Here is a 19828-nt window from a genome sequence, read left to right as displayed (position 1 = left end):
GACGTCCCGCACTACTGCGCGCACCCGGGTCGGCGCCACGCTCGTCCCGTGCCCGCCAACGCGCTCGACATCAGCGGCCTCACCGTCCGCCACGGCGACGTGCTCGCCGTCGACGGCATCGACCTGCGCATCGGACGGGGCGAGACCGTCGCGCTGCTCGGCCCCAACGGCGCCGGGAAGTCCTCCACCGTCTCCGCCGTCCTCGGCCTGCTGCACCCTGCGGCCGGCACCGTCCGCGTCCTGGACCGCGCGCCGGCCGACGCCGTCCGTGCCGGCTGCGTCGGCGCGATGCTGCAGCACGGCGGACTGCCGAGCGAGGCGCGCGTCGGCGAGGTCCTGCACCTCGTGCGGCGCAGCTACCCCGATCCCTGGCCGCTGGAGGACCTGGTGGCCACCACCGGCATCGGCGGGCTGCACGCCCGGCCGGCCGAGGCGCTCTCGGGCGGGCAGCGGCAGCGGGTGGTGCTGGCGCTGGCACTGGCCGGTCAGCCGCCGCTGCTGCTGCTCGACGAGCCCACCTCGGCCATGGACGTCGAGGGCCGCCGGGCCTTCTGGACGACGATGCGCGAGCTCGCCGCCCGCGGCACGACCGTCGTCTTCGCCACCCACCACCTCGAGGAGGCCGACGCCGTCGCCGACCGGGTGGTGGTCCTGGCCGGTGGGCGGGTGGTCGCCGACGGCTCCTCCGCCGAGGTCCGCTCCGCCGTGTCGGGACGCACCGTGCGCCTGTCGGTGACCGAGGACGCCGACCTCACGGCGCTGCCCGGTGTCCTCAGCGCCGAGCGCCAGGCCGGCACCGCCGTCCTCACCACCACCGACCCCGAGGCCACCCTGCGCGTCCTGCTCGACCGCGGGATCCCGCTGGCCGACCTCGAGGTCCGCGGCGCCAGCCTCGAGGACGCCGTCCTCACCCTCACGACGGGAGCTGCGCGATGAGCCCGCTGTTCGCCTTCCAGCTGCGCCGGGTCGGCCGCAACCGGCAGTACCTGCTCTTCACCGTCGCCCTGCCGGCGGCGTTCACCGTCTTCTTCACGCAGGTCTTCGCCGGCGCGCCCGGCGGGATCAGCCAGGAGGCGGCCGCGGCCACGATGGTCGCGATGATGGCCTACGGCGCCATCGGCGCGGCGCTGGGCGCGACCATCCGGCTGTCGTTCGACCGGGCCTCGGGCTGGCTGCGGCAGCTGCGGGTGACGCCGGTGCCGCAGACCTCCGTGGTCGCCGTCGACGTCGCCGTCGGAGTGCTGCTCGCGCTGCCGCCGCTGGTCGTCGTCGCGCTGGTGGGGCGGTTCGTCAACGGCGTGCGGCTCGACCCCGGCGCGTGGGTGGGCCTGGTCGGCGTGCTGTGGCTGGGGTCGGCGGTGTTCGTCGCGCTGGGCCTGCTGCTGGGCTGGGCGCTGGAGGAGAAGGCGGCCGGCGGTGCCATGGGCCTCGTGGCCACCGTGCTGGCCGCGCTCGGCGGGCTGTGGGTGCCGGTCGAGATCTTCCCGTCGGGCCTGCGCGCGGTGGCTCACGCGCTGCCGTCGTACTGGTACGCCCGGACCGGCCGGGACGTCGCGGCCGGCGGCCTCCCCGACCTGACGGCGGTGGCGGTGCTGGCCGCGTTCGGGGCGGCCTTCGCCGTCCTCGCCGTCGCCGTGGCGCGGCGGCGCCCGCTGGCCGCCGTCGCGGGCTGAGCGGGCTACGGTCGGTCGCCGTGGAACCCCGCACCCGGTGGCAGCGCATCGGCTGGGCGCTGCCCTGGCTGCTGTTCCAGTTCTTCCCGGTCGCCGACCTGGTGACCACCGACCGGCCGCTCGCCGTCCGGGCGGTGGCCGGCGCCGGCCTGCTGGTGTTCACCGTCGTCTACCTCGACGTGTTCCGCCGGGCGTTCGGTGGCGGCTGCTGGGGACCCCCGGCGCTGTCGCGGCTGGCGTTCGTCGCGGTCCTCGCCGTCGCCCTCGCCGTCTGGCTGGGGCCGTCCTGGGCCGGGCTGATGATCTACGTGTCGGCGGCCTCCGCGGCGGCGCTCCCGCAGCGCTGGGTGTGGCCGGCGGTGGTCGCGGCCGCGGCAGTGTGCGCCGCCGTCGTCGCCGCCGACGACATGCTCGGCGACCTGTTCATCCTCCCGGTGATGTGCCTGCTCACCGCGTTCGGGCTGCGCGGAACCCGCCACCTGGTCGAGGTCAACAACGAGCTCGCCGAGGCGCGCGAGGAGCTGGCCCGCAACGCCGTGGCCGAGGAGCGGCTGCGCTTCGCCCGCGACCTGCACGACCTGCTCGGCCACAGCCTGTCGCTCATCGCGCTCAAGAGCGAGCTCGCGGGGCGGCTCAGCGAGGTGGACCCCGCGCGGGCGCGCACCGAGATGGCCGACGTCGAGTCCGTCGCCCGCCGCGCGCTGGCCGAGGTCCGCGACGCCGTCAGCGGCTACCGGCAGGTCAGCTGCGCGCAGGCACTGGCGGAGGCCCGCTCGGCGCTGTCGGGTGCCGGGATCGCCGTCCGCGTGCCGACGCGCGTGCCGACCCTGCCCGGCCCGGTCGACGCCGCGCTCGGCTGGGTGGTCCGTGAGGCGACGACGAACGTGCTGCGGCACAGCGGCGCGCGGACGGTGACCGTGACCCTGACCGACGACGGCGCCGAGGCGGTGCTCACCGTGGCCGACGACGGCCGTGGGCCCACCGAGGACAGCGCGCCCGGCTCGGGGCTGGCCGGCCTGTCCGAGCGGGTGGGCGCGCTCGGCGGGCGGCTCACCGGCGGGCGCGGCCGCGACGGCGGCTACGAGCTGCGCGCCGTGCTGCCCCTGGTGCCGGCCGCGGTGCGGGAGTCGGCGCCGCAGACGGTGTCCCGGTGAGCGACCGGGTGATCCGGGTGCTGGTGGCCGAGGACCAGTCGATGGTCCGCGGCGCGCTGCGGGCGCTGCTGGAGCTCGAGCCCGACATCACCGTGGTCGCCGAGGTCGGCCGTGGCGACGAGGTGCTCGCCGCCGCCCGCGAGCACGGTCCCGACGTCGCGCTGCTCGACATCGAGATGCCCGGCCGCGACGGGATCGAGGCCGCGCGCGAGCTGGCCGCCGAGCTGCCTGCGGTGCGCGCCGTCGTCCTGACCACGTTCGGCCGGCCGGGCTTCCTGCGGCGCGCCATGGAGGTCGGCGCGGCCGGGTTCCTGGTGAAGGACGCACCGGTGGCCGAGCTGGCGACGGCGATCCGGGCGGTCGTGGCGGGGGAGCGGGTGATCGACCGGGACCTGGCCGCCGCGGCGCTGGCCATCGGCGCCACCCCGCTGTCGGCGCGCGAGGCCGACGTGCTGCGCGAGGCCGCCGACGGCGCCACGGTCGCCGACATCGCCCGGCGGCTGTTCCTGTCCGAGGGGACGGTGCGCAACTACCTGTCCTCGGCCATCGGCAAGACCGGCGCCCGTACCCGGGTGGAGGCCGCCCGCGTCGCCGCGGACAAGGGCTGGCTCTAGCGGTTCAGAGCTCGAGCTTCATCCCGACGTGCGAGGGGACGTAGCCCAGCCGCTCGTAGAAGCGGTGCGTGTCGGGGCGGCGGGTGTCGGTGGTCAGCTGCACCAGCGCCGCGCCGCGGCGGCGGGACTCCTCGGCCACCCAGCGCAGCATCGCCTCGCCGAGCCCCCGCCCGCGGGCGGCCGCGGCGACCCGCACGCCCTCGACCTGGGCGCGCAGCGCGCCGCCGCGCGACAGCCCCGGCAGGAACGACAGCTGCAGGGTGCCGACGACGGTGCCGTCGCCGTCCTCGGCCACGACCAGCAGGTGGGCGGGGTCGGCGTCGACGGCGGTGAACGCCGCCCGGTAGGGGGCGACGTGGGCCGACTCGCGGGTGGCGCCCAGCGGGTCGTCGGCGAGCAGCGCCACGATCGCCGGGACGTCGTCCGCGCTCGCCTCGCGGAGCAGGACGCCGCCGTCTTGGCCCGCTCGCAGGGGCCCGCCGCGAGCCTGCGAGGGGCCGGGGGCGAGGGGGTCCTTCGTCATGCCAGGTCGGCGGGCATCAGCGCGTCGAGGTCGAGGACCCGGACGTGGATCACCGAGCGCTGCTGCAGGGCCGCCCGCAGCGCGCGGTGCAGGCCGTCCTCGAGGTAGAGGTCGCCGTGCCACTGGACGGCGTGCGGGAAGAGGTCGCCGTAGAAGGTCGAGTCGTCGGCGAGCAGGGTGTCCAGCGCCAGTTCGCGCTTGGTGGTGACCAGCGTGTCGAGCCGGATCTGCCGGGGCGGGATCATCGCCCAGTCCTTGGTGGACAGGCCGTGCTCGGGATAGGGGCGCCCGTTCCGCACCGCTTTGAAGATCAGGGACCCGACCTCCGTCCGACCTGCCCCGCACCCGTTCCGACCCCGGCCAGCCTATCGGCCGCCCTCCCGCGGTGGCGCGCCCCCTCCGGGGGGCCGACCCGGTCACGTCCGCGACGGAACAGCGCTCTGGACGTATGCTGGATTGGCACTCGGTCCGTGTGAGTGCCAGCCCGCCCGGGGTCTCCGGAGCGCGCAGGCCGGAGCCCTGGGGGCTCCCCGCACGGCGACGTCGACCGGTTCGGGGAGGTGTCACCGTGGCGCACGACGAACGGCGCCTGCAGGTCCTGCGGGCCATCGTCCAGGACTTCGTCTCCACCAACGACCCCGTGGGCAGCAAGGCCCTGGCCGAACGGCACGACCTCGGCGTCTCGCCGGCCACCATCCGCAACGACATGGCCGTGCTCGAGGAGCAGGGCTACATCACCCAGCCGCACACCAGCGCCGGCCGGGTGCCCACCGACAAGGGCTACCGGCTGTTCGTCGACCGGCTCTCGGCGGTCAAGCCGCTGTCGGCCGCGGAGCGCAAGGCGATCGAGCGGTTCCTCGACGGCGCCGTCGACCTGCACGACGTGCTGGGCCGCACCGTCCGGCTGCTGGCCCAGCTGACCTCCCAGGTCGCCGTCGTGCAGTACCCCACCCTGTCCCGCAGCGCCGTGCGCCACCTCGAGGTCGTGCAGCTCACCGGCTCGCGGCTGCTGCTGGTCCTCATCACCGACACCGGCCGCGTCGAGCAGCGGATCGTCGACTGCCCGGTCGACGTCGGCCGCGACGACGTCGCCGACCTGCGTGCGACGCTCAACGCGGCGTTCACCGGTGCCAAGCTCGCCGATGCCGGCAGCAAGGTCACCGACCTGGTCGACACCGCGCCGCCGCACCTGCGGGCGCTGGTCGCCGTGGTCAGCGCCGCGCTGGTGGAGACGCTCGTGGAGCCGGGCGAGGACCGCCTCATCGTCGGCGGGACGGCGAACCTGGCCCGCGTCGCCGTCGACCCGGGCCACCTGCGGCCGCTGCTCGAGGCGCTGGAGGAGCAGGTCGTCGTCCTCCGGCTGATCAGCGAGGTCGACAGCGGCGGTGCGGTGCTCGTGCGCATCGGCGAGGAGAACGCCCACGAGGCGCTGGCCGGTGCGTCGGTCGTGTCGGTGGGGTACGGCTCGGGCGACCGGGCGCTGGGCGGGCTGGGGATCGTCGGCCCGACCCGCATGGACTACCCAGGCAACATGGCCGCGGTGCGAGCCGTGGCCCGCTACGTCGGCCAGTTGCTGGCCGGGAGCTGAGGTCTCGACAGCTGATGGCAACCGACTACTACGGCGTCCTCGGACTCGCCCGGGGCGCCTCCGACTCCGACATCAAGAAGGCCTACCGGCGGCTGGCGCGTGACCTGCACCCCGACGTCAACCCGGACCCCGAGGCCAAGGAGCGCTTCCAGGAGGTCAGCCGCGCGTACCAGGCGCTGACCGACCCGGACAAGCGGCGCATCGTCGACCTCGGCGGCGACCCGTTCGACAGCGGCGCCGGCGCGGCCGGCGGCTCGCCGTTCGGCGGGGCCGGCTTCGGCGGGCTCGGCGACATCATGGACGCCTTCTTCGGGGGCGGGGTGGGCAGCCGCGGCCCGCGCAGCCGGGTCCGCGCCGGCGACGACGCGCTGATCGGCCTCGAGCTCGACCTCGAGCAGACGGTCTTCGGCACCACCGAGGAGATCACCGTCGACACCGCCGTCCTGTGCGGCACCTGCAGCGGCGCCGGCACCGCGCCGGGCACCCACCCGACCACCTGCATCACCTGCTCCGGCCGCGGCGAGGTGCAGAGCGTGCAGCGCTCCTTCCTCGGCCAGGTCGTCTCCAGCCGGCCGTGCCCGACCTGCGCCGGCACCGGCCAGGTCATCCCCGACCCGTGCCCCGAGTGCGGCAGTGAGGGCCGGGTGCGCGCCCGCCGGACCATCCCGGTCAAGGTGCCCGCCGGTGTCGAGGACGGCATGCGGATCCGGCTCACCGGCCGCGGCGAGGTCGGCCCCGGCGGCGGCCCGGCCGGCGACCTCTACGTGGAGATCCGGGAGCGGCCGCACGAGGTCTTCACCCGCGACGGCGAGGACCTGCACTGCCACGTGGCGCTGCCGATGACCGCGGCCGCGCTGGGCACCACGCTGCCGCTCACGCTGCTCGACGGCGAGGACACCGACGTCGACGTCCGCCCGGGCACGCAGGCGGGCACCGTGCTCACGCTGCGTGGCCAGGGCGCGCCGCGGCTGCGGGCCACCGGCCGGGGCAACCTGCTGGTGCACGTCGACGTGCAGACGCCGACCCGTCTGGACGCCGAGCAGGAGAAGCTGCTGCGCGAGCTGGCCGTCCTGCGCGGCGAGGACCGTCCCGGGCCGTCGTCGGAGGCGCCCGGCGGGCTGTTCTCCCGGGTCCGGAACCCGTTCAAGTGAGTGCTCCCGCCCCGGACCACGCCCGCCCCGTCCTCGACGGCTCGTCGTTGTTCCTGCTCGACGACCTGCCGCTCGACGGTGACGAGGTGCTGGTCGACGGCCCCGAGGGCCGGCACGCCGTCGACGTGGTGCGGCTGGCCCCCGGCGAGCCGGTGCGGGTCGGCGACGGCCGCGGCGCCCTGGTCGAGGGCGTCGTCGTCGACGCCGGCCCGGCCGGGCTGCGCGTGCGGGTGACCGCCCGCCACGAGGTACCGGCGGCGGAGCCGGAGTTCGTGCTGGTCCAGGCGCTGCCCAAGGGCGACCGCGGGCCGCTGGCGGTCGAGCTGGCCACCGAGCTCGGCGTCGACCGGGTCATCCCGTGGGCCGCGGCCCGCTGCGTGACCCGCTGGCGCGAGGACCGGATCGACAAGGGCCTGGCGAAGTGGCGGGCCGCGGCGCGCGCGGCGGCCAAGCAGTCCCGCCGGCCGCGGGTGCCCGAGGTCGCCGACCTGATGACCACCCGCCAGGTCTGCGGCGAGCTGGCCGACGTCGACCTCGCGCTCGTCCTGCACGAGCAGGCCCGCCGTCCGCTGGCCGGGGTCGAGCTGCCCGACAGCGGGACCGTGGCCGTCGTCGTCGGCCCCGAGGGCGGGCTGACCGACGGCGAGGTCGTGGCCCTGCGCGCGGCGGGTGCGCAGGCGGTGCGGCTCGGGCCCGAGGTGCTGCGGACGTCCACCGCCGGCGCCGCCGCGCTGGCCGCCCTGTCGGTCCGCTCCCGCTGGTCCTGAGGGCGACGCGGCACGATCAGGTGACCTGATCGTGCCGCGTCCCGGCTCAGGGTCGACGGTGAGCCAGGACGCGTGGCGGTGATCCAGGACGCGGGTCAGCGCAGCGCGCGGCGGGCGCGGTCGCTGACCAGGTCCACGGCGAGGGTGAGCGCGACCGTCGCGAGCAGCACCGTCGTCACGGCGGCCCAGTCGAAGGCCGCCAGCCGCGAGGCGAGCAGTGCACCGAGCCCGCCGGCGCCGAGCAGCCCGACCAGCAGCGTGTCCCGCACCACGACCTCCCACCGGTACAGCGCGAACGCGAGCGCCGGCCCCGCCGCCTGGGGCGCCACCCCGTACAGCCAACCGCCGGAGGGCCGGGCGCCGAGCGCGGCCAGCGCCGTCCGCGGCCGGGCGTCGGCCTCCTCCACCGCCTCGGCGGCCAGCCGCCCCAGCACCCCGAGCGTGTAGACCCCGAGCGCCAGCGCGCCCGGCAGCACGCCGGGCAGCAGCACGAACAGCAGGACCAGCGCCCACACCGGTGCCGGCACCGCCCGCACCAGCAGCAGCGCCGCGCGCAGGAGCGACCCGGCGACCCGGCGCCCGCGAGCCGACCGCCCGGCCGGCCGCGCGGCGACCCCCGCCACCAGCACCGCGCCCGCCGTGGCCACCGCGATCGCCAGCACCGACGTCTGCACCGTGACGACGGACTGCCGCACGACCTCGCGCAGCAGGTCGCCGTCGGCGGCCGGGGGCCACGCCGCCCCCAGCACGTAGCCGGCCTGCTCACGGGCGCGCGCGGAGACCAGGGACGCCGGCGACAGCGCCAGGAACCACCAGGACCAGACCACCCCGGCCAGCGCCGCCGCGACCGCCGCGGTGAGCACCCGGTCGCGGGAGAGGACGTCGGCGCCACGCCGGGGCGCGGCCACCCGCCGGCGCACCGCCCGCCCCGCGACGTCGGCGGCCAGGCACAGCAGCGCCAGCGCGTACACGGCGGTCCACACCTCGGGCCAGCGCAGCGAGGCGAACGACAGGGACAGCTGGTAGCCCAGCCCTCCGGCGCCGATGAGGCCCAGCACGACCGCCGAGCGCACCGCGCACTCCAGCCGGTAGAAGGCGTAGGACAGCAGCCCGCCGGCCGCCTGCGGCACCAGCCCGTACAGCGCCGCGGCCGTCCGGCCCGAGCCCTGGGCCAGCAGCGCCTCGTACGGCCCGCGTGGCACCTCGTCGAGCAGGTCGGCGAACACCTTGGCCGTGACCGCGCCGTAGGGCAGGCCGATCGCCAGCACGCCGACCCACGGGTCCAGCCCGAGCACGTTCACCAGCAGCAGGCCCCAGACCGCCTCGTGCAGGCCGCGCGGGACGGCGAGCACGCCGCGGGCCGCCGCCCAGCCCAGCCGCCGCCGTCCCCAGGTGGTGCGGGCGACCAGCACCGCTCCCGCCGCGCCCAGCACCAGGGCCAGCACGGTGCCCAGGACGGCGTAGGCCACCGTCACCAGCGCCGCGGTCCCGAGCACGCCGAGGAAGGCCCCGTCGAGCGCGGGCGAGAGGGCCGCCGCGGCGAACCGGCCGAACTGCACGCTCCCGGCGGGGTTGACCACCTCGCCGTCCACGGCCGCCAGCAGCGACCAGCCGACGGCGACCAGCGCGGCCAGCCCCCACCCCCAGCGGCGCCGGTCCCGCCGCAGCACGGGGGACACCGGCCGGGCGGCCACCGCCGTCACGCCGGCGCTCCGTAGAACGCGGCGAGGTCGGCGACGGTCAGCGCCGCAGCCGGCGCGTCGAGCACCACCCGCCCGGCAGACAGCCCGACCACCCGGTCGCAGTGCCGCAGCGCCAGCGCCGGGTCGTGCAGCGCGGCCAGCAGCGCGCCGTCCCGGGACGCGGGCCCGGCGAGCAGCTCCAGCACCCGGCCGGCGAGCACCGGGTCCAGCGCGGAGGCCGGCTCGTCGGCCAGCACGAGCTCGGGGTCCTGCAGCAGCAGCCGCGCGACGGCGACGCGCTGCCGCTGACCGCCGGAGAGCGTGTCGGTGCGGTCGAAGACCCGGTCGGCCAACCCCACCCGCTCCAGGGCGCCGAGCACCTCGGGCAGGCCCTGCGGGCGCACCAGCGACCACGCCGCCCGCGCCGCCGACCACGAGCCGAGCCGGCCGGCGTTGACGTTGTGCACCACCCGCAGCGGCCCGACCAGCTCCAGGTGCTGGTGCACGGTGCCCACCCGCGCGCGCAGCCGGCGCAGCGCCGGCCCGCGCAGCACCGCCGGGTCCTGCCCGAGCACCTCGACCGAGCCGGACGACGGCGGCACCGCCCCGTTGGCCACGGCCAGCAGCGTCGACTTCCCGGCGCCCGAGGCCCCGACGACGGCGACCCGCTCGGCGGGACCGACGGTGAGGTCCACGGAGTCGAGCGCGGTCGCCGTCCCGAAGCGGACGGTGACGCCGGCCAGCCGGAGGACGGCGGTCAGCTGACCAGCCCCAGGCTGCGGCCGATCTCCTCGATCTGGTCGTAGTCCGACGCCCGCGCCGGGACGAAGGAGCCCGCACCGAACAGCTCGAGCACCGCGGCGTCGCCGGGGTCGTCGGCCGACAGCCCGGTGAAGTACCCGGTGAGCCGCTCGGCGACGTCGCCGCCGAAGCGCGGCGGCGCCTGCGGTCCGAGCAGCCAGTGGTAGTCGTGGTAGCCCGGCGTCCGGGCGTACTGCACCACGGCCGGGTCCACCGAGCCCTCCGCCGAGCGCGACGTCCACACCTGCTCGTTGAGCACCCCGGCCTGGTAGGTGCCGGAGGCGACGAGCGCGATGGTCGCGTCGTGCGAGCCGGAGAAGCCGGGCCCGCCCGGGAAGCCCTGCGGGTCGACGCCGGCCTGCTGCAGGAAGTACGCGGGCATCAGCCGTCCCGACGTCGAGGTCTCGCTGCCGTAGGTGAAGCGCAGCCCGGCCAGCGGCCGCAGGTCGTCCGACGCGGCGAGCCCGGTGGCGGCGTTGACGACGAAGACCGAGTGGAACGACTCGTCGATGTCGCGCTGGGCGATCGGCTGCGCGCCCGGTGCCTGCAGCCGCGCCTGCACGCCGGTGAGGCCACCGAACCAGACGAGGTCGAGGTCGCCGGTGCGGAACAGGGAGACCGCGGCGGCGTAGTCGGTGACCGGGGAGTAGGTGACGTCGAGGTCGAGCGCGGCGGACAGCGACTCGGCCACGGTGCCGTGGAGGCGCTGCAGGACCTCGGGGTCCTGGTCGGGGATCGCGCCGATGCGCATCGTCGCCGTCGCGCCGGCCGGGGAGGCGGCGCCGACGGGGGAGGAGCGGCCGCAGGCGGCGGTGGCGAGGGCGAGGGCGGTGCCGGCGAGGAACGCGCGGCGGGACGGCTGGACGCGGGACGGCTGGACGCGGGACGGCTGGACTCGGGACGGCTGGACTCCGGGGCTCCCCGACCGGAGAGCGCTGCGGCGGTCCACTACGTCCTGCTGGGGGGCTGGGGGACGGGCACGGGGACCTCCTCGGTCGGGACGGCGACCGCGCCATCCTGACCCGCGGCCGGCGCGCGCGCGCCCTAGGGTCGGCCGGGTGAGCGACTGCCTGTTCTGCCGGATCGTCGCCCGGGAGATCCCCGCCGACGTCGTGCACGAGACCGACCGCACGCTGGCCTTCCGCGACGTCAACCCGCAGGCCCCGACGCACGTGCTGGTGGTCCCCAAGGAGCACCACGCGACGGCGGGGCTGCTGGTCGGCACCGACCCGCAGCTGCTGGCCGACGTGGTCGCGTCCGCGCACGCGGTCGCCGTCCAGGAGGGCCTGGCCACCGACGACGGCGCGGAGCCCGGCTACCGGCTGGTGGCCAACACCGGCCCGGCTGCCGGGCAGACCGTCCACCACCTGCACCTGCACGTCCTGGGCGGCCGCCCGCTCACCTGGCCACCCGGCTGACGCGACTGCGGCAGGAACGGCCGTCCCTGCCGCCCCGGACCGGGGTGGCAGGGTGGCGGGCATGACCGACGCCGGCAGCGCCGCCCCCGTCCGGATCGAGCGGGACGGCGACGTCGCCGTCCTCGTGCTGGACAGGCCGCCGCTCAACCTCTTCGACGAGTCGGTGTTCGCCGGCTTCGAGGCCGCGGTCGCCGACCTGGTCGCCCTCACCGCGCCCGGCCGGCCCGACCGCGCCCGCGCGGTGCTCCTCGAGGCGCGCGGGAAGGTCGTGTCCGCCGGTGTCGACGTCACCGCCTTCCGCGACATCGCCGAGGGGCCCGACCCCGGCCAGCGCGGCACCGCGCTGTGGGCGCGGCTGCTGCGCACGGCCCAGACGCTGGAGGACCTGCCCGTCCCCACCGTCTTCGCCGCCCACGGGCTCACCCTCACCGCCGCCTTCGAGCTGGCCCTGGCCTGCGACGTGCTGCTGGCCGCCGAGCGGGCCTCGTTCGGGCTCGTCGAGATCGTCGTCGGGCTGACCCCGTCGATCGGCGGGCCCCAGCGGCTGGCCGAGCGGGCCGGGCCGGCGCGGGCCAAGGAGCTGGTCTTCACCGGCGAGCGCTACCCGGCCGCGGTGCTCGAGCGGTGGGACGTCGTCAACCGGGTGCTGCCTGACGAGGGCTTTGCCGAGGCCGCCCGCGAGTACGCCCACCGCGTCGCCGCCGGCCCGACGCTCGCGCACGCGGCCACCAAGCGGCTGGTCACCACCGCGGTCCGCCACGGCGTGCGGGCCGCCGACGAGATCACCCCGCAGGTCTCCGGGCCGCTGTTCGACACCGCCGACCTGCGCGGCGCGGTGGCCTCCTTCCTCGACGACGGGCCGGGGAAGGCCACCTACTCCGGGAGGTGAGGGCTGCGCGAGGCCGGTTCCCGGTCGACGGGCGCGGGTAGAGTCGGCGGGGTCATTTCCCCGTGCCAGGAAGGCAGGGTCGAGGGTTCTTGCCCGACACCTCCCCGAACGTCCCCGTGCCAGGCGCTCCCACGTCTCGCGAGGCCTCTCTGCAGGCCGCAGCGATGGACGACGCCAGCACCCTCGCGAACGCCGCCCCCGCCGCGGTCCGCACCACGATCACCGTCCCCGACCCCGTGTCGATGGTCGCCCTCCTCGGCTCCGGTGACGAGCTGCTGAGGCTGGTCGAGGGGGAGCTCGAGGCCGACGTGCACGTGCGCGGCAACGAGATCGCGGTGACCGGGCAGCCGGCCGACAACGCCTTCGCCGTCCGCGTGTTCGACGAGCTCATCGCGCTGCTCGGCACCGGCCAGGCACTGCGCCCTGACTCGGTGCGCCGGGTCATCGGCATGCTGCGCAGCGGCGGCTCGGAGCGTCCGGCCGAGGTCCTCAGCCTCGACATCATCAGCCGCCGCGGGCGCACGATCCGGCCCAAGACGCTGAACCAGAAGCGCTACGTCGACGCGATCGACGCGCACACCATCGTCTTCGGCATCGGCCCGGCCGGTACCGGCAAGACCTACCTGGCGATGGCCAAGGCCGTGCAGGCGCTGCAGACCAAGCAGGTCAACCGGATCATCCTCACCCGCCCCGCGGTCGAGGCCGGTGAGCGGCTGGGCTACCTGCCCGGCACGCTCAGCGAGAAGATCGACCCGTACCTGCGCCCGCTGTACGACGCGCTGCACGACATGGTCGACCCCGAGTCGATCCCGCGGCTGATGCAGTCGGGCACGATCGAGGTCGCGCCGCTGGCCTACATGCGCGGCCGCACGCTCAACGACGCGTTCGTCATCCTCGACGAGGCCCAGAACACCACCGCCGAGCAGATGAAGATGTTCCTCACCCGGCTCGGGTTCGGCTCGAAGATCGTCGTCACCGGCGACGTGACGCAGGTCGACCTGCCCGGTGGCGCGCAGAGCGGCCTGCGGATCGTGCGGGAGATCCTGGACGGCATCGACGACGTCCACTTCGCCAACCTGACCAGCTCCGACGTCGTCCGCCACCGCCTGGTCGGCGACATCGTCGACGCCTACGAGCGCTGGGACACCGCCCACCAGCCGGCGGGTACCCGCCCCGCGGCTCCGGCCCGCCCGGCCCGGCCGCGCCGGCAGGGGAGCTGAGCGGCGTGCCCGTCGAGGTCGCCAACGAGTCCGAGATCGCCGTCGACGAGGCGGAGCTGACCGGCATCTGCCGGTACGTCCTCGCCGAGATGGGCGTCAACCCGATGGCGGAGCTGTCGGTGCTGTGCGTCGACCCGGACTACATGTCCGTGCTGCACGAGCGCTGGATGGGGGAGAAGGGCCCGACCGACGTCCTGGCCTTCCCCATGGACGAGCTCGACACCGCCCGGCCCGACGACCCCGAGCCCGGCCCGGCGCTGCTGGGCGACGTCGTGCTGTGCCCCTCGGTCGCCGTCCGGCAGGCCCGCGCCGCCGGTCACTCCATGGACGACGAGCTGCTGCTGCTGGCCACCCACGGCGTGCTGCACCTGCTCGGCTACGACCACATGGAGCCGGAGGAGGAGCGGGAGATGTTCGGCCTGCAGACCCGCCTGCTCGAGGGCTGGCGCTCGGCGCCGCGGCAGCCGGTCACCGGCGAGCCGGCCGAACGGGGTCCCGGGACCCGGTGACCCGATGAGCGCCGGTGCGGTCACGCTGCTGGTGGTCGCGATCTGCCTGGTCCCGCTCGCCGGCGCGTTCGGTGCCATGGACGCCGCCCTGCAGCGGGTGTCCAAGGCCCGCGTCGAGGAGCTGCGCCGCGACGGCGTCCGGCGCGCGGCCGGCCTCGAGCGGGTCCTCGACGAGCGCGCCCGGCTGGTGGCGCTGCTCCTGCTGTTGCGCATCGTCTGCGAGATGGTCGCCGCGGTGCTGGTCGGCGTCGTCGTCTACGGGCTGCTGGAGAGCACCTGGCAGGCGGTGCTGGCCGCCGCCGGCGTGATGACCGTGGTCAGCTACGTGCTGGTCGGCGTCGGGCCGCGGACCCTGGGCCGCCAGCACGCCTACCCGATCGCGCTGGCCACGGCCGGGCTGGTGCGGCTGCTCGGCCGCGTCCTCGGCCCGGTCACCCGGCTGCTGATCCTGGTCGGCAACGCGATCACGCCGGGCCGCGGCTACCGCGACGGCCCGTTCTCCACCGAGGTCGAGCTGCGCGAGCTCGTCGACCTCGCCGAGGAGCGCGGCGTCGTCGAGTCCGGCGAGCGCAACATGATCCACTCGGTGTTCGAGCTGGGCGACACGATCGCCCGCGAGGTCATGGTGCCGCGCACCGACGTCGTCTGGATCGAGCGCACCAAGACGCTGCGGCAGGCGCTGGCCCTCGCGCTGCGCAGCGGGTTCAGCCGCATCCCGGTGATCGGCGAGAACGTCGACGACGTCGTCGGGATCGTCTACCTCAAGGACCTCGTGCGCCGGTCGCAGAACCTCGGCGAGAGCCGCGGTCCGCGGGTCGAGGAGCTCATGCGCCCGCCGGCGTTCGTGCCGGAGTCCAAGCCGGTCGACGAGCTGCTGCGCGACATGCAGGCCCGCCGCACCCACATCGCGGTCGTCGTCGACGAGTACGGCGGCTTCGCCGGGCTGGTGACGATCGAGGACATCCTCGAGGAGATCGTCGGCGAGATCGCCGACGAGCACGACGCCGTCCAGCGCCCCCCGGTCGAGCACCTCGACGACGGCTCGGTGCGGATCACCGCCCGGCTGCCGGTCGAGGACCTCGCCGAGCTCTTCGACGTCGAGCTGCCCCGCGACGACGACGTCGAGACCGTCGGCGGCCTGCTCGCCCGCGAGCTGGGGCTGGTGCCCATCGAGGGGTCCGCGGCGGAGGTCGCGGGGCTGCGGCTGGTCGCCGAGAGCGCCGGCGGCCGGCGCAACCGCATCGACACCATCCTGGTCTCCCGGCTGCCCGACACGGACCCCGAGCACCAGTCCGGGGCCACCCGCGCCGAGGTGCACGCCACGGTGGAAAGCTGACGCCCCGTGCCCGACCTGCAGCCCGAGGACGCCAAGCTCGTCACCCTCGCCCGCTCCGCGCGCGGCCGCACCGGCGCCCCGGAGGGCGCCGCGGTCCGCGACACCGACGGGCGCACCTACGTCGCCGCCAGCGTCGCGCTGCCCTCGCTGCGCCTGTCGGCGCTGCAGGCCGCGGTGGCCGCGGCGGTCTCCAGCGGCGTCGAGGGGCTGGAGGCGGCGGCGATCGTGTCCGATGCCGACGCCGTCGAGCAGGAGGGGCTGGCCGCCGTGCACGACCTGACGGCCACCGCGCCGGTGTTCCTCGCCGGGCCCGACGGGGTCGTGCGCGCCACCTCGTGAGTCGCGCGGCACTGTCCCCCCACGGTGGGAGACTGGGTCGGTGAGCACACCGGATCAGCCGTACCGCAGCGGCTTCGCCTGTCTGGTGGGGCGCCCGAACGCGGGCAAGACCACGCTGACCAACGCACTGGTCGGCGAGAAGGTCGGCATCGTCAGCAACCGGCCGCAGACCACCCGGCACGCCATCCGCGGCGTCGTCCACCGGCCCGGCGGGCAGCTGGTCCTCGTCGACACCCCTGGCCTGCACAAGCCCAAGAGCCTGCTCGGCCGCCGGCTCAACGACGTCGTCCGCGACACCCTGTCCGAGGTCGACGTCGTCGTGTTCTGCATCCCGGCCGACCAGCCGGTGGGCACCGGTGACCGGTTCATCGCCCGGCAGCTGGAGGACGTGACGGCGCCGGTGGTCGTCGTCGTCACCAAGACCGACGCCGCGAGCAAGAAGCAGGTGGCCGAGCAGCTGGTGGCCGCGAGCGGGCTGGTCGAGGCCGCCGAGGTCGTCCCGGTGAGCGCGGTCCGGGGCGACCAGGTCGAGCTGCTGGAGGACCTGCTCGTCGGCCTGCTGCCCGAGGGGCCGCCGATGTACCCCGAGGAGCAGACCACCGACGAGGACACCGAGCGGCAGATCTCCGAGCTGATCCGCGAGGCGGCGCTGGAGAAGGTGTTCCAGGAGGTGCCGCACTCCCTCGCCGTCACCGTCGAGGAGCTCAACCGCCGGCCCGACCCCAAGCGGGAGGGCGCGGAGCTGGTCGAGGTGCACGCGCTGCTGCACTGCGAGCGCCCGACCCAGAAGCCGATGCTGCTCGGCAAGGGCGGGTCGATCATCAAGGCGATCGGCACCGAGGCGCGGGTCGGCCTCGAGGAGCTGCTGGGCGCGCGGGTCCACCTCGACCTGCACGTCACCGTGCTCGGCGAGTGGCAGGACGACCCGAAGAAGCTGAACAGGCTGGGCTACTGAGTGAGCACCACGCCGAAGTCGCTGTACCGCGACGAGGGGATCGTCCTGCGCACCCAGAAGCTGGGGGAGGCCGACCGGATCGTCACGGTCCTCACCCGCCGGCACGGCAAGGTGCGCGCGGTGGCCAAGGGCGTGCGCCGCACCAAGAGCAAGTTCGGCGCCCGGCTCGAGCCGTTCAGCCACGTGGACCTGCAGCTCTACACCGGCCGCACCCTCGACATCGTCAGCCAGGCGGAGTCCATCCGCTCCTACGGCTCGGTCATCGCCGCCGACTACCCGGCCTACACCGCCGGCACCGCGGTGCTGGAGACCGCCGACCGGCTGACGGCGGAGGAGAAGGAGCCCTCGCTGCGGCTGTTCCTCCTCGTCGTCGGCGCACTGCGGGCGCTGGCCGAGCAGACCCACCCGGCCGGGCTCGTCCTCGACGCCTTCCTGCTGCGCGCGATGTCGGTGGCCGGCTGGGAGCCGGCGCTCGGCGACTGCGCCCGCTGCGGCGTCACGGGCCCGCACCGGCACTTCTCCGTCCCGGCCGGCGGCACCGTCTGCCCCGGCTGCCGCCCGACCGGCTCGGCCATGCCCAACCCGGTCACGATCGAGCACCTGGAGGCGCTGCTGTCCGGCGACTGGGACACCGCCGAGGCCAGCGAGAACCCGCAGCGCCGCGAGGGCAGCGGGCTGGTGGCCGCGCTGCTGCAGTGGCACCTGGAGCGCGGACTGCGCTCGCTGCCGCTGGTCGACCGCTCCGACGTCGCCCCCCGGCGGGAAGCGGGCCTGCTGAGTGAGGCGTGAGGTCAAACGGCCGAACCCGCACCCCTCGGGTGCCCGGCCGCCGTCGATCCCCGCCGACCGGGTGCCCGGGCACGTCGCGATCGTCATGGACGGCAACGGCCGCTGGGCCAAGGACCGCGGCCTGCCGCGGACGGCGGGGCACGAGGCGGGGGAGTCCTCGCTGTTCGACTGCGTCGAGGGCGCCATCGAGCTCGGCGTGAAGGCCGTCAGCGCCTACGCCTTCTCCACGGAGAACTGGCGGCGCAGCCCCGAGGAGGTCCGCTTCCTCATGGGCTTCAACCGCGACGTCATCCGCCGCCGCCGCGACGAGATGCACGAGCTCGGGGTCCGGGTGCGCTGGGCCGGCCGCCGCCCGCGGCTGTGGCGCAGCGTCATCAAGGAGCTCGAGGTCGCCGAGGAGCTCACGCGGGACAACGACGTCCTGACGCTCACCATGTGCGTGAACTACGGCGGCCGGGCCGAGATCGCCGACGCCGCCGCCGCGATCGCCCGCGAGGTCGCCGCCGGCCGGCTCGACCCCGGCAAGGTCGACGAGCAGACCGTCGCCCGGTTCCTCGACGAGCCCGACATGGCCGACGTCGACCTGTTCGTGCGCAGCTCCGGGGAGAACCGGACCAGCAACTTCCTGCTGTGGCAGTCGGCCTACGCCGAGTTCGTCTTCCTCGACACCCTGTGGCCCGACTTCGACCGCCGGCACCTGTGGGCCGCCTGCGAGGAGTACGCCTCGCGCCAGCGCCGCTTCGGCAAGGCCTGACGGCCCCCGGAGGGACTCAGGCCTCGCCGAAGGTGGAGAGGGCGGGGTCGTCCCACCACTGGCGCAGGGCGGCCAGCCCGGCGGTCCCGCCGTTGCGGATCGTGACGATCGCCTCGACGGCGTCCTCGGTCTCGGTCCAGACGAGGACGGCGGTGTTCTCCTCGTCGACGTAGCAGGCGACCTGCCCCTTGACCGCGCCCTCCAGCGTCCAGTCCTGGTAGCCCTGCGACGCCGGGCAGCGAGCACCGTTCTCCAGGCGTGGCAACCCCAGGGCGGCGATGTCGTCGGTGAAGACGGCCTCGGCGGTCCGCCCGTCGGGATAGAGGAAGAACCGCGCCGTGCGCGGCCCGTCCTCGGTGGCCGACGGCCCGCAGTCCACCGCCGCGACGTCGCCGTCCCCGGCCGAGGGCGCCGGGCGGCAGTCCGCCGCGTCGAAGTCGGCCGGGACGAGCGCCAGCAGGTCGTCGTGCCGCGCGCTCTCGGTCGGCCGGGACGGCGGGTCCGCGGCCGCCTGCCCGCCCCGACCCGCGAGCAGGACCACCGCGACCAGCGCGGCCGCGAGCAGCGCCGCCGTCGTCAGGAGGACGGCGGGCAGCCGGGACCGGCGGGCGCCCGCCGGGCGACCGGCCGGGAGCGGGGAGCTGCCCGGGCCCGTGCCGCCGGGCGGGGGCGGTGGCACCAGCGGGGAGCGGGTGGCCCCGGCCGGTGCCGGCAGCGGCTGCGGCCCCGACGGCGGAGCGGCCGGGTCCGGGCGCGCGGGGGTCCCGGAGGACGTGAGCGCCCGGCGGGCCGCCGCGGCCAGCGCGCCGGCCGAGGGCCAGCGGGAGGCAGGGTCCTTGGCCAGGCCGCGGGCCACCACCTCGTCGAGGGCGGCGGGCACGCCACTGCGCAGCGAGGACACCGGCGGAGGCGTGTCGTTGAGGTGTGCCCACATCAGCGGCGCGAGGTCGCGGGTCCCGAACGGGCGGCGGCCGGTCAGGCACTCGAAGAGCACGCAGGCCAGGGAGTAGACGTCGGTGCGCGCGTCGGCCGGCTGCTCGAGGAACCGCTCGGGCGCCATGTAGTCGAACGACCCGACCGCCGAGCCGGCCTGGGTGAGCGCGGTGGTGCCGCCGTCCTCCATCACCGACCGGGCGATGCCGAAGTCGACCAGGTAGACGAACTCGTCGTCGTCGACGGGGTCGCCCGGCGCGGAGCAGACGAGCACGTTGCTCGGCTTGACGTCGCGGTGCACCAGCCCCTCGGCGTGCGCGGCGTCGAGGGCGTGGGCCACCTGGCCGACGACCGACACGGCGCGCGCCGGCGTCAGGGGACCCTCCTCGGAGAGCACGGCCGCCAGGTCGCGGCCGCGGACCAGCCGCATGTCCAGGAACAGCCGGCCGTCGATCTCGCCGTAGCGGTGGATGGGCACGACGTGGGGGTCCGACAGCCGGGCGGCGGCGTGCGCCTCGCGGCGGAACCGCTCGCGGTAGCCGCGCTCGGCGGCGAGGTCCTCGGCCAGCACCTTGAGCGCCACGGTGCGCTGGTGCTCGGTGTCGAACGCGCGGTGGACCTCGCCCATCCCCCCGCGGCCGATCAGCTCCTCGATCCGGTAGGGACCGAACTGTCGTGACTCCACCCGTGGCCTCCCGCAGCAGTGGCGGCAGTGTAGGCAGGCGGTCCCGTC

22 protein-coding genes are annotated in these 19828 nt (G+C 75.8%); 16 read left to right on the top strand and 6 right to left on the bottom strand.

Going from position 1 to position 19828, the window contains the following annotated elements; all coding sequences use genetic code 11:
* The first annotated feature begins 48 nt into the window (after nucleotides 1-48).
* From BM414_RS16570 to BM414_RS16555, 4 genes are read left to right on the top strand one after another with little or no spacing between them, the layout of a single operon-like run.
* Entirely contained in the window at nucleotides 49-936 is an 888-nt protein-coding gene (locus BM414_RS16570) for an ABC transporter ATP-binding protein (protein WP_093580979.1), read from the top strand.
* Nucleotides 933-1673: an ABC transporter permease gene (locus BM414_RS16565; protein WP_093580977.1), complete on the top strand. Its 741-nt coding sequence runs from the start codon at nucleotides 933-935 to the stop codon at nucleotides 1671-1673. The genes BM414_RS16570 and BM414_RS16565 overlap by 4 nt, the downstream gene beginning before the upstream one ends.
* 20 nt (nucleotides 1674-1693) lie before the next feature.
* Nucleotides 1694-2827, top strand: a complete 1134-nt coding sequence (locus tag BM414_RS16560) for a sensor histidine kinase (RefSeq protein WP_093580975.1) — start codon at nucleotides 1694-1696, stop codon at nucleotides 2825-2827.
* Nucleotides 2824-3441: a response regulator transcription factor gene (locus BM414_RS16555; RefSeq protein ID WP_110909597.1), complete on the top strand. Its 618-nt coding sequence runs from the start codon at nucleotides 2824-2826 to the stop codon at nucleotides 3439-3441. The genes BM414_RS16560 and BM414_RS16555 overlap by 4 nt, the downstream gene beginning before the upstream one ends.
* A gap of 4 nt (nucleotides 3442-3445) precedes the next feature.
* On the opposite strand, the gene BM414_RS16550 is transcribed toward BM414_RS16555, so the two are convergent.
* Nucleotides 3446-3964 carry a GNAT family N-acetyltransferase gene (locus BM414_RS16550; protein ID WP_093580973.1) on the bottom strand — a complete coding sequence of 173 codons (519 nt, stop codon included), beginning with the start codon at nucleotides 3962-3964 and terminating at the stop codon, nucleotides 3446-3448.
* The gene (locus BM414_RS16545) at nucleotides 3961-4275 is read right to left on the bottom strand and encodes a type II toxin-antitoxin system VapB family antitoxin (RefSeq protein WP_425432358.1); all 315 of its coding nucleotides are present in this window, start codon (nucleotides 4273-4275) and stop codon (nucleotides 3961-3963) included. Before BM414_RS16545 ends, BM414_RS16550 begins: the two co-directional genes overlap by 4 nt.
* A gap of 257 nt (nucleotides 4276-4532) precedes the next feature.
* On the opposite strand from BM414_RS16545, the gene hrcA reads away from it, so the two are divergent.
* Genes hrcA through BM414_RS16530 form a run of 3 tightly spaced genes read left to right on the top strand, consistent with a single transcriptional unit; the run spans nucleotide 4533 to nucleotide 7470 of the window.
* Nucleotides 4533-5552, top strand: coding sequence for a heat-inducible transcriptional repressor HrcA (gene hrcA, locus BM414_RS16540; RefSeq protein WP_217644763.1), 1020 nt, complete (start codon nucleotides 4533-4535; stop codon nucleotides 5550-5552).
* Between the two features lie 14 nt (nucleotides 5553-5566).
* Nucleotides 5567-6703, top strand: a complete 1137-nt coding sequence (dnaJ, locus tag BM414_RS16535) for a molecular chaperone DnaJ (protein ID WP_093580967.1) — start codon at nucleotides 5567-5569, stop codon at nucleotides 6701-6703.
* Nucleotides 6700-7470: a 16S rRNA (uracil(1498)-N(3))-methyltransferase gene (locus BM414_RS16530; protein WP_093580965.1), complete on the top strand. Its 771-nt coding sequence runs from the start codon at nucleotides 6700-6702 to the stop codon at nucleotides 7468-7470. Before dnaJ ends, BM414_RS16530 begins: the two co-directional genes overlap by 4 nt.
* Before the next feature lie 95 nt (nucleotides 7471-7565).
* On the opposite strand, the gene BM414_RS16525 is transcribed toward BM414_RS16530, so the two are convergent.
* The 3 genes from BM414_RS16525 to BM414_RS16515 form a co-directional block, all read right to left on the bottom strand.
* Nucleotides 7566-9173 (bottom strand): PhnE/PtxC family ABC transporter permease, encoded by a 1608-nt coding sequence (locus tag BM414_RS16525; protein ID WP_093580963.1) that lies wholly within the window; start codon nucleotides 9171-9173, stop codon nucleotides 7566-7568.
* Nucleotides 9170-9847, bottom strand: a complete 678-nt coding sequence (locus BM414_RS16520; RefSeq protein ID WP_245784779.1) for a phosphonate ABC transporter ATP-binding protein — start codon at nucleotides 9845-9847, stop codon at nucleotides 9170-9172. The genes BM414_RS16525 and BM414_RS16520 overlap by 4 nt, the downstream gene beginning before the upstream one ends.
* A 62-nt stretch (nucleotides 9848-9909) precedes the next feature.
* Nucleotides 9910-10902 carry a putative selenate ABC transporter substrate-binding protein gene (locus BM414_RS16515; RefSeq protein WP_093580961.1) on the bottom strand — a complete coding sequence of 331 codons (993 nt, stop codon included), beginning with the start codon at nucleotides 10900-10902 and terminating at the stop codon, nucleotides 9910-9912.
* 109 nt (nucleotides 10903-11011) lie between these two features.
* On the opposite strand from BM414_RS16515, the gene BM414_RS16510 reads away from it, so the two are divergent.
* From BM414_RS16510 to BM414_RS16470, 9 genes are all read left to right on the top strand, one after another.
* Nucleotides 11012-11371, top strand: a complete 360-nt coding sequence (locus BM414_RS16510) for a histidine triad nucleotide-binding protein (protein ID WP_093580959.1) — start codon at nucleotides 11012-11014, stop codon at nucleotides 11369-11371.
* Nucleotides 11372-11432: 61 nt separating this feature from the next.
* Nucleotides 11433-12260, top strand: a complete 828-nt coding sequence (locus tag BM414_RS16505) for an enoyl-CoA hydratase/isomerase family protein (RefSeq protein WP_093581047.1) — start codon at nucleotides 11433-11435, stop codon at nucleotides 12258-12260.
* Nucleotides 12261-12424: 164 nt separating this feature from the next.
* Nucleotides 12425-13480, top strand: a complete 1056-nt coding sequence (locus BM414_RS16500) for a PhoH family protein (RefSeq protein WP_093580957.1) — start codon at nucleotides 12425-12427, stop codon at nucleotides 13478-13480.
* A 5-nt stretch (nucleotides 13481-13485) separates the two neighbouring features.
* The gene (gene ybeY / locus BM414_RS16495; protein WP_093580955.1) at nucleotides 13486-13989 is read left to right on the top strand and encodes an rRNA maturation RNase YbeY; all 504 of its coding nucleotides are present in this window, start codon (nucleotides 13486-13488) and stop codon (nucleotides 13987-13989) included.
* A gap of 4 nt (nucleotides 13990-13993) precedes the next feature.
* Nucleotides 13994-15325, top strand: coding sequence for a hemolysin family protein (locus BM414_RS16490; protein WP_093580953.1), 1332 nt, complete (start codon nucleotides 13994-13996; stop codon nucleotides 15323-15325).
* A gap of 6 nt (nucleotides 15326-15331) precedes the next feature.
* The gene (locus BM414_RS16485) at nucleotides 15332-15664 is read left to right on the top strand and encodes a cytidine deaminase (protein ID WP_093580951.1); all 333 of its coding nucleotides are present in this window, start codon (nucleotides 15332-15334) and stop codon (nucleotides 15662-15664) included.
* 40 nt (nucleotides 15665-15704) lie between these two features.
* A complete protein-coding gene (gene era, locus BM414_RS16480; RefSeq protein WP_093580949.1) occupies nucleotides 15705-16619 on the top strand; it encodes a GTPase Era in 915 nt (304 codons plus the stop codon).
* Entirely contained in the window at nucleotides 16620-17408 is a 789-nt protein-coding gene (recO, locus tag BM414_RS16475) for a DNA repair protein RecO (protein WP_093580947.1), read from the top strand.
* On the top strand, nucleotides 17398-18162 hold the full coding sequence (locus BM414_RS16470; RefSeq protein ID WP_093580945.1) for an isoprenyl transferase: 765 nt from the start codon (nucleotides 17398-17400) through the stop codon (nucleotides 18160-18162). Before recO ends, BM414_RS16470 begins: the two co-directional genes overlap by 11 nt.
* A gap of 16 nt (nucleotides 18163-18178) precedes the next feature.
* Here the strand turns inward: BM414_RS16470 and BM414_RS30265 are convergent, their stop codons facing one another.
* Nucleotides 18179-19780 (bottom strand): serine/threonine-protein kinase, encoded by a 1602-nt coding sequence (locus tag BM414_RS30265; RefSeq protein ID WP_217644761.1) that lies wholly within the window; start codon nucleotides 19778-19780, stop codon nucleotides 18179-18181.
* Nucleotides 19781-19828: the final 48 nt, after the last annotated feature.

The organism is Geodermatophilus amargosae (genome assembly GCF_900116515.1).
Classification (GTDB): Bacteria; Actinomycetota; Actinomycetes; order Mycobacteriales; family Geodermatophilaceae; genus Geodermatophilus; species Geodermatophilus amargosae.
The sequence above is the reverse complement of the archived record's forward strand: the minus strand, read 5'-3'. Positions and strand labels throughout refer to the sequence as shown.

Bases quoted from the DNA above. Each gene is read 5' to 3' on its own strand.
- BM414_RS16565 (WP_093580977.1), top strand. From the start codon at position 933: ATGAGCCCGCTGTTCGCCTTCCAGCTGCGCCGGGTCGGCCGCAACCGG.
- BM414_RS16550 (WP_093580973.1), bottom strand. From the start codon at position 3,964: ATGACGAAGGACCCCCTCGCCCCCGGCCCCTCGCAGGCTCGCGGCGGG.
- dnaJ (WP_093580967.1), top strand. From the start codon at position 5,567: ATGGCAACCGACTACTACGGCGTCCTCGGACTCGCCCGGGGCGCCTCC.
- BM414_RS16505 (WP_093581047.1), top strand. From the start codon at position 11,433: ATGACCGACGCCGGCAGCGCCGCCCCCGTCCGGATCGAGCGGGACGGC.
- BM414_RS16500 (WP_093580957.1), top strand. From the start codon at position 12,425: ATGGACGACGCCAGCACCCTCGCGAACGCCGCCCCCGCCGCGGTCCGC.
- BM414_RS16490 (WP_093580953.1), top strand. From the start codon at position 13,994: ATGAGCGCCGGTGCGGTCACGCTGCTGGTGGTCGCGATCTGCCTGGTC.